8 protein-coding genes are annotated in these 8,237 nt (G+C 68.5%); 3 read left to right on the top strand and 5 right to left on the bottom strand.

Annotation, left to right across the window (positions count from 1 at the left end; genetic code table 11):
* The 3 genes from SK571_RS06770 to SK571_RS06760 all read left to right on the top strand — a co-directional run.
* Positions 1 to 742: IS3 family transposase (locus tag SK571_RS06770; RefSeq protein WP_319983150.1), on the top strand; the 742-nt coding region annotated here is incomplete at its 5' end.
* 57 nt (positions 743 to 799) lie between these two features.
* On the top strand, positions 800 to 1,234 hold the full coding sequence (locus SK571_RS06765; protein WP_319983149.1) for an FtsX-like permease family protein: 435 nt from the start codon (positions 800 to 802) through the stop codon (positions 1,232 to 1,234).
* A 9-nt stretch (positions 1,235 to 1,243) separates the two neighbouring features.
* Positions 1,244 to 1,879, top strand: coding sequence for an alpha/beta fold hydrolase (locus SK571_RS06760; protein ID WP_319983148.1), 636 nt, complete (start codon positions 1,244 to 1,246; stop codon positions 1,877 to 1,879).
* 356 nt (positions 1,880 to 2,235) lie between these two features.
* Here SK571_RS06760 and prcA read toward each other — a convergent pair whose 3' ends face one another.
* From prcA to SK571_RS06735, 5 genes are all read right to left on the bottom strand, one after another.
* Positions 2,236 to 3,000 carry a proteasome subunit alpha gene (gene prcA, locus SK571_RS06755; RefSeq protein WP_319983147.1) on the bottom strand — a complete coding sequence of 255 codons (765 nt, stop codon included), beginning with the start codon at positions 2,998 to 3,000 and terminating at the stop codon, positions 2,236 to 2,238.
* 34 nt (positions 3,001 to 3,034) lie between these two features.
* The gene (gene prcB / locus SK571_RS06750) at positions 3,035 to 3,883 is read right to left on the bottom strand and encodes a proteasome subunit beta (RefSeq protein ID WP_319983146.1); all 849 of its coding nucleotides are present in this window, start codon (positions 3,881 to 3,883) and stop codon (positions 3,035 to 3,037) included.
* Between the two features lie 49 nt (positions 3,884 to 3,932).
* Positions 3,933 to 4,127, bottom strand: a complete 195-nt coding sequence (locus tag SK571_RS06745) for a ubiquitin-like protein Pup (RefSeq protein ID WP_030471529.1) — start codon at positions 4,125 to 4,127, stop codon at positions 3,933 to 3,935.
* 79 nt (positions 4,128 to 4,206) lie between these two features.
* Positions 4,207 to 5,700: a depupylase/deamidase Dop gene (dop, locus tag SK571_RS06740; protein ID WP_266035044.1), complete on the bottom strand. Its 1,494-nt coding sequence runs from the start codon at positions 5,698 to 5,700 to the stop codon at positions 4,207 to 4,209.
* A 97-nt stretch (positions 5,701 to 5,797) separates the two neighbouring features.
* Positions 5,798 to 8,188, bottom strand: coding sequence for an FtsX-like permease family protein (locus SK571_RS06735; RefSeq protein ID WP_319983145.1), 2,391 nt, complete (start codon positions 8,186 to 8,188; stop codon positions 5,798 to 5,800).
* Positions 8,189 to 8,237: the final 49 nt, after the last annotated feature.

Genomic DNA, 8,237 nt, shown 5'->3' with positions numbered 1-8,237 from the left:
TCGCGCGGATCTGGAGGTGAAGATCACCCAGGCGCACAAGGACTCTGGCGGGACCTACGGGTCGCCGAGGGTCACCGCGGAGTTGCGGGATCAGGGCGAGGTGGTCAGCGCGAAGACCGTCGCCAAGGTCATGGCCGGTATCGGGATCGAGGGCATCAGCCCGCGCACGTTCAAGGTCAGAACGACGATCGTCGATCCGGCGGCGTCGTTCCCTCCGGATCTCGTCGAGCGTGAGTTCGACCAGGGCCGTCTGAATGCCGTGTGGCTGACCGACATCACGTACTTGTCCTGTGGTGAAGGCGAGATGTTCCTGTGCGCGATCCGGGACGGGCACTCTCGCACAGTTCTCGGCTACAGCGTCGCCGACCACATCAGCGCCGAGATGGTCACCACCGCCATCGAAGCCGCGGCGGCCGCCCGTGGCGGCCGGTGCCGCGGCACGATCCTGCATTCCGACCGCGGCGGCGAATACACGGCCAACCTGACGGCACAGGCGTGCTTCCGGCACGGGCTGCGCCGATCGATGGGCGCCACCGGGATCTGCTGGGACAACAGCCCCGCAGAGTCGTTCTGGTCCACGTTCAAACACGAGCACTACTACCGGCACGTCTACGCCACCAAGACGGAACTTGTTGCCGCAGTTGACAAGTGGATCCGTTTCTACAACAGTACGCGGCGGCACTCCAAGCTCGGGATGCGCAGTCCCAGCGACTATGAGAAGTCGCTCCGAGCAGCTGCCTGAACTTCTTAAGCCCCTGTCCACCGTTCGGGGTGAACCTCACTCGGCGGCGAGTACGAGGTGAATGTGGACCGCCCGACAGAATCAGACGTACAACAGGCCCTGACCATCCTCGGCCTGGTAGCAGGCATCATCACTCTCGCAGCAGCAGCACTGGCCACCGGCCTGGCAGCAGCAGACGGCCGCCGAGACCTCACCACACTCGCAGCGATAGGCGCACCCCCACGGCTGCGAAAACTGCTGTCCCTCAGCCAAGCAGGCGTGATCGCCGGACTAGGCGGCCTGCTGGGCACAGCGGCAGGCGCAGGCTCAGCCCTGGCACTGCTGGCAGCCCTCAACGTCGGCTACGCCACCGTCTGGCCCCGACCAGAACTGAACCCGCTGACGATCCCCTGGCCCACCATCGCAATCTCACTCCTGCTGGTCCCGTCCGTGGCAATGCTGGGCGCGGCCCTCTTCACCCGTTCCCGCCTGCCGATAGAACGTCGCGCCTAGGCTCGCCCCATGACCACCTTCGCCATAGCACACGGAGGGGGCGACGTAGGCTGGTCGTGGCACCTGGTAGCAACCGCCTTGCAAGCCAAGGGCCACACCGCAGTCGCCCCCGACCTCCCCATCGAAGACGAGTCGAAGGACCTGACGGACTGGGCACAAGCACTGACAGACGCCTTACCGTCCACAGAGGACGTAGTCGTGGTGGGCCACTCGTTCGGCGGCTTCGTGGCCCCACTGGCCGCAGCGAGCATCAACGCCAAAGCCCTGGTCTACGTAACGGCAATGCTCCCCGCCCCAGGCGAAACCCCGGGCGACTGGTGGGAGAACACCGGCTACACCGACTCGGGCCTGGAGGACAAGTTCTTCCACGACGTCCCACCAGACCTGGCAGCGGAAGCGCAGAAGCGCGAACGCGGCATGTCCGAGAACTCAATGGCCAAGCCGTGGCCGTCAGACGCGATGCCGAACGTGCCCACACACTTCATCCTGTGCACAGAGGACCGGTTCTTCACCCCGGACTTCATGCGCAAGGTGGTAGAAACCCGCCTCCCCGCCGTAGAGCCGGCAGAACTGGCCGCAGGCCACTGCGCATCACTGAGCAAACCACAAGAACTAGCAGACCTACTAGCGAACTACGCGAGGTAGCAGCCGGCCCAAGCGAAGCCGAAGGCGAGCCGTCCTTCCATAAGGCAAGGGCGGTGGGGTCCCGTCACGAGTCGCGCCACAGCTCTTGCCTCACCCCTCAGGTGTGGCCCGCTCTTGGTGCGACTCGTGACGGGACCCCACCGCCAACGCAAGCCTCTAAGCAACCGGCAGCCGCCCAACGCAACAGGCAGGCGTGCCATCAACCCGCCCACGGCGCCACCCCTCGATCAGATTGCCGGGGGTCTGGGGGCAGCGCCCCCAGGTGGAAGCACGCAACCGCAAGCCCGCCAACGCAAAAGGCTCCCGCCAACGCAAAAGGCCCCCGGCAAAAGCCAGGGGCCAATCACAAAACCAACCTACTTGGACTCGTCCCCAGAAGGCAGCTCAACATCCTCAACAGCCTTGCCGTCCTTGGTAGGCACAGGCATCAAGGCATCCAAAGCCGCCCCAGCGATCCGCCGGAACGCCCGCCGAGGCCGAGCCCTCTCCAGCACCGCCACCTCAAGCTTGGCAGCCGGAAGAATCTCGGACGCACTGGTCCCGGTGGACGAAGACCCGGCGGACAACGCCTTCACCGCGACCGGAACCGCCTCGGCCAACGACAACCCGTCGGCGAAGGCTTCCTTCAGCGCCGTGTTGGCGGCATCGACGGTGCCGCCCATCACGATGTACTGGGGCTCGTCCACGATGGACCCGTCGTACGTCAGCCGGTACAACGTGTCCGAAGCGGCGGTGTCGCCCACCTCGGCCACCGCGATCTCCACCTCGAAGGGCTTGATCTGCTCGGTGAAGTAGGTGCCCAGCGTGGTGGCGTAGACGTTCGCCAGCGAGCGGGAGGTCACGTCGCGCGGGTCGTTCTGGTACCCGCGGACGTCGGCGAACCGGATCCCGGCCTGGCGGAGGTTCTCGAACTCGCTGTAGCGGCCCACCGCGGCGAAGCCGATGCGGTCGTAGATCTCCGAGACCTTGTGCAGCGTGCTGGAGGGGTTCTCCGCGACGAAGAGAATGCCGTCGGCGTACTTGAGCACGATGACGCTGCGACCCCTGGCGATGCCCTTGCGGGCGTACTCCGAGCGGTCGCGCATCACCTGCTCTGCCGATGCGTACAGCGGCATCGTCATGGGTGGTGCTCCTGACGTCGAACCTGTGGGGGACTCAGCCTGAAGGGCGGGACCTGCGGCCTTCGACGACCGCGTCGGCGATCGTGGCGACCTGGGGCTCCGGTACCTCGACGGCACCGTCGGCACCGTTGATGGTGACGACGATCGGGTAGAGACGGCGGACCGGGTCCGGGCCACCTGTCGCCGAGTCGTCGTCCGCCGCGTCGTAGAGCGCTTCGACGACGGAGCGGATCGCGGCTTCGACGTCCGCGTCCGGGTCGTACAGCTTCTTGAGCGCCGACTTCGCGAACAGCGAGCCCGAGCCGACGGCCTGGTAGCCCTGTGACTCCTCGTAACGGCCGCCGGTGACGTCGTAGGACACGATGCGGCCGGCGCGGTCCGAGTCGGTCGCCGAGGTGTCGTACCCGGCGAACAGGGGCACCACGGCGAGACCGGCCATGGCCGCGTCGAGGTTGCCCCTGATCATCGCCGAGAGGCGGTTCGCCTTGCCGTCCAGCGACAGCGGCACGCCCTCGATCTTCTCGTAATGGCGCAGCTCCACCGTGTACAGGCGCACGATCTCGATCGCGATGCCCGCCGTGCCCGCGATGCCGACGGCCGAGTGGTCGTCGGTCACGAAGACCTTCTTCATGTCGCGCTGGGCGATCACGTTGCCCATCGTCGCTCGCCTGTCACCGGCGATCACGACACCACCCTTGTAGGTGGCCGCGACGATCGTCGTCCCGTGCGGGGCCTGGACGGTCCCCTCCGGGAGCTTCCGGGCACCAGGCAGCATGTCGGGTGCCTGTGCCCGCAGGAAGTCCGTGAACGACGACGAGCCCGGCGTGAGGTACGCCGAGGGCAGCGCCGCGGCCGGGTAACGCCCGGTCGAGCTGTTGTTCATGTGTTGGTTGTTCTCCCGTCCCCGAGGTGGTCAACAGGCCCCCGAAGGCCTACTGACCACCCTTCTGCACGTATGCGCGGACGAAGTCCTCCGCGTTCTCCTCGAGCACGTCGTCGATCTCGTCGAGGATCGCGTCCACGTCCTCGCCGAGCTTCTCGCGGCGTTCCTGACCTGCGCCGGCGGCGTCGTCAGCGCCGTCGTCGCCGTCGCCACCACCCTGGCGCTGCTTCTGTTCCTGGGACATCTGGGCCTCCCACTTACTCGCCTGACAAGAACACTACCCAGCGGCACCGACAAAAACCCTGAGCCACTCGGGTAGACGATCACCCGCGAGTCAGCGCGTCCACCAGCTGCTCGGCGGTGTCAGATGCCTCCAGAAGGGCTCCGACGTGCGCTTTCGTCCCGCGGAGCGGTTCCAGCGTCGGAATTCGCACGAGGGATTCTCGACCGAGGTCAAAGATCACCGAGTCCCACGACGCGGCCGCGACCGAACTCGGGTAGCGCTCCAGGCACCGGCCCCGGAAGTACGCACGCGTGTCCTCGGGCGGCGTGGTGATGGCCGCGCGGACCTCTTCCTCGCTCACGAGCCGCTTCATCGAGCCCCGCGCGACCAGGCGGTTGTAGAGGCCCTTGTCGAGGCGGACGTCGGAGTACTGCAGGTCGACCAGGTTGAGCCGGGCCGCGCCCCACTCCAGGCCGTCGCGCTGCCGGTAGCCCTCGAGCAGCCGCAGCTTCGCGACCCAGTCGAGCCGGTCGGCGCACTCCGCCGGGTCGCGGGCCAGCGCGTCGAGGACCTCGCCCCAGATCCGCAGGACCTCGCGGTCGCCGACGCCTTCCTTCTCGACGAAGGCCAGCGCCCGCTCGTGGTAGGCGAACTGCACGTCGAGGCCGGTGAACTTGCGCCCGCCGGTCATCTCGACCTTGGTCTTCAGGGTCGGGTCGTGGCTGATCTGGTGCACCGCGCGCACCGGGTCGACCATGCGCAGGTCGTCGAACCGCTGCCCGGCCTCGATCATGTCGAGCACCAGGGACGTGGTGCCGACCTTGAGGAACGTGGAGTACTCGGCCAGGTTCGCGTCGCCGATGATGACGTGCAGGCGGCGGTACTTGTCCGCGTCCGCGTGCGGCTCGTCGCGCGTGTTGATGATGCCGCGCTTGAGCGTCGTCTCCAGGCCGACCTCGACCTCGATGTAGTCGGAGCGCTGCGAGAGCTGGAAGCCGGCCTCCTCGCCGGACTGCCCGATGCCCACGCGGCCGGACCCCGTGATGACCTGGCGCGACACGAAGAACGGCGTGAGGCCCGCGATGACGGCCGTGAACGGCGTCGAGCGCTGCATCAGGTAGTTCTCGTGCGTTCCGTACGACGCGCCCTTGCCGTCGACGTTGTTCTTGTACAGCTGCAGGCGGGGCTGGCCCGGCACGGAGGCGGCCTTGATCGCGGCCTCCTCCATCACCCGCTCCCCCGCCTTGTCCCAGATCACCGCGTCACGCGCGTTGGTGACCTCGGGTGCCGAGTACTCGGGGTGCGCGTGGTCGACGTAGAGCCGCGCGCCGTTGGTGAGGATGACGTTCGCCGCGCCCAGGTCCTCGACGTCGGAGTCGGCGGGATGCCCACCGGGCGATCCCAGGTCGAACCCGCGCGCGTCGCGCAACGGTGACTCCACCTCGTAGTCCCAGCGCGCCCGCCTGGCGCGCGGTATGTCCGCCGCCGCCGCGTACGCGAGCACCACCTGTGTCGAAGTGAGCACCGGGTTCGCGGTCGCGTCGCCCGGCACTGAGATGCCGTACTCGACCTCGGTTCCCATGATCCGCCGCATGCGCAACACCTTATGACCTGAACCCGACACAAGCGTGTGGGGAGCCTCGCGTTGAAGCTCCCCCCACCCTATTCACCCGGATGCCCGATCCGGGGGTTCAGCCGGAGGCGAGTCCGGCTGCCGGCCGAATCCGCGACGCGCCGCGGGAGGGCCCGAACGCCGCCAGCACCGCGAGCACCACGACCGCCATCGCCCCGATGACCAGCGGCAACACGACCTTCAGGCCGGGCAGCGACATCTCGATGCCGGTCGAGAGGATCGCGATTTCCGCGTAGACGAACCCGAGCACTCCGCCACCGATCACACCGACCAGGGCCAGCATGATCGCTTCAGCGATGACTCCGCCCTGCAGCCCGCCCCTAGTGACGCCCAAGGCGCGCCTTAGTGCGAGCTCCTTGCGGCGTTCCTGGACGGAGATGGTCAGCGCGGTGCCGATGCCGGTCACGGCGACCGCCACGGACAGTCCGAGCAGGACCATCATCAGCACGGTGCCCAGGTGCATGTACCGGTCCGCCTCGGCGCGTTCGTCCGCGTCGGTCTGCACGATCACGGTCGGGTTGTTCGGCAGCGCGGCCTGCAGTCCCGCCCGGAACCGGGCCGGGTCGACGCCGGGCTTCAACGCGACGAGCACCTTCTCGGCGGGTCCCGAGGTGGGTCCGGCGATGATCGGCACGTAGCCGGTGATGCTGCCGGGGATCGTGCCCACGACCTTGTACTGCGTGCCGTCGGCCTCGACGAACGGCCGGTCCTCCCAGTGCGGCGGCACGATCGCGGTCCCGGCGGTGAGCTGTTCGGCACCGGACACGTTCTGCGCCTTGAGCCAGGCCTTGAACTCCTCGGGATCGACGCTCGCGGCGCTGTCCGAGGTCTTGTGCAGCACGACGCTCGCGGCCACGTCCGGCTGCGCGGGGATCTCCGGCAACGGCCGGTCGCCCGCGTCCACCACGGTCGCGTCCGGGCGTTCCTCGTTGGCGTACTGGTAGGTCATCTCCTGCGCTCCGCCCAGCAGGACCAGGAAGAACGTCACCATCGAACTGGCCAGCAGCAACGGCAGCGCCACGGAGGCCGACCGCTGCGGCATCCGGCGCACCTCGGCGCCGGCGAGCTTCCACTGGGTACCGCCGATCTTGCCGAACAGGCGAGCGATGAACGGCACCGTGACGGGGCCGAGGATCCAGAACAGCCCGGTCACCGCGGCGATCGCGGAGAACGTCACGGAGAGAGGAGCCGCGACCGTGCCCTTGGCGGCGATGGCCAGCATCGCGAGCAACGCGGCACCACCGGTGAACAGAACACCGAACACGAACCGAAGGCGGCGAACGGAGCGAGTCGGCACCTCGCTGTCCGCGTCACGCAGAGCGGCCAACGGCGACACACGCGCGGCGTTGATCGCGGGACGAACAGCCGCCATCACGCTCAACAGAGCGGCAACGGCGACTCCGAGGATCACGTACCCGAGCGACGGCAGCAGCTCAGGGCTGAGCTCCACCGCGCCGAACAGCGCCGAGATGCCGGTGGCGTCGAACGTCCGCGCCAGCAGCCACGCCATCGGCCCGCCGAGCAACGCCCCGGCGACACCCGCCACCGCACCCGTCACGAACGCCTCGAACAGGCTCCTGCGCACCAACGGCCCGCGCTGGGCACCGATGCACCGCAGCAACGCCGTCTGCCGCTGCCGTTGCGCGTAGACCGCGCGGAACGTGGCCGCCGCGACGAAGACCGCCGTGGCCAGTGCGAGCACGCTGAACGGCAGCAGGATGAACATCAGGTCGTTGCCGATGCTGTCGGCGTCCGGCGCCGGGTCCCACACGACGTACGAGGCACCCGCCGCGGCCTTGACGGCGTCCCGCGCACCGCCGAGCACCCAGATCTCCTTGGTGAACGGCGCCGGGTCTAGAGCGCGTGCCAGGTCCGGACCGGCGACCAGGATCGGCCGCGCGTCCATCCCGCCCTTCTTCATGACCCCGCTGACGGTCACCTCGACGGGCTTGCCGTCCGCGGCGGCGAGCTTGATCCTGTCGCCGGGCTTCAAGCCCCGCTCGTAGGCGGTGATCTTGTCGACGGCGACCTCGCCGTTCGCCGCCGGAGCCTTGCCCTCGGCCAGCGGCCAGCGCACCAGGTCCGGCTGCTGGACGTGCACCTCGGCCCGGTGCTGCCCCGCACGGCCGTTCGCGTCCAGCAGGTCGGCCTGCGCCACCTGCACCGGCACCGCCCTGCCGACGGCGGACAGCTTGGCCAGCACCGCGTCGTCCAGCTTCGGCCGGTTCTCCTCGGCGGTCCCGTACTCGGCGGGCTTGGTGTCCACCACGTGACTCACCGACGACGGTGTGAGGGGCGCGCCCTCGTCGACCGACCGGGTGAGCGCGTCGCTCAGCACCAGGGCGGCCAGCAGGCAGGCCACGCCGACGACGAGCGCGACGCCGGGCAGCAGAGCGCGGCCCGGCCGGGCGCGGAACTCGGCGATGCCGAGCCGCAGGGAAGTGGACACGAATCCTCCTCGGTGACGTCTGACGTTCACGAAGGTAGGAAGGAAGGCG

Source organism: Lentzea kristufekii, from assembly GCF_033949925.1.
Classification (GTDB): Bacteria; Actinomycetota; Actinomycetes; order Mycobacteriales; family Pseudonocardiaceae; genus Lentzea; species Lentzea kristufekii.
This window is presented reverse-complemented; position numbering and strand designations above follow the sequence as displayed.

Bases quoted from the DNA above. Each gene is read 5' to 3' on its own strand.
- prcA (WP_319983147.1), bottom strand. From the start codon at position 3,000: ATGACGATGCCGCTGTACGCATCGGCAGAGCAGGTGATGCGCGACCGC.
- dop (WP_266035044.1), bottom strand. From the start codon at position 5,700: ATGCGGCGGATCATGGGAACCGAGGTCGAGTACGGCATCTCAGTGCCG.
- prcB (WP_319983146.1), bottom strand. From the start codon at position 3,883: ATGAACAACAGCTCGACCGGGCGTTACCCGGCCGCGGCGCTGCCCTCG.
- SK571_RS06745 (WP_030471529.1), bottom strand. From the start codon at position 4,127: ATGTCCCAGGAACAGAAGCAGCGCCAGGGTGGTGGCGACGGCGACGAC.
- SK571_RS06760 (WP_319983148.1), top strand. From the start codon at position 1,244: ATGACCACCTTCGCCATAGCACACGGAGGGGGCGACGTAGGCTGGTCG.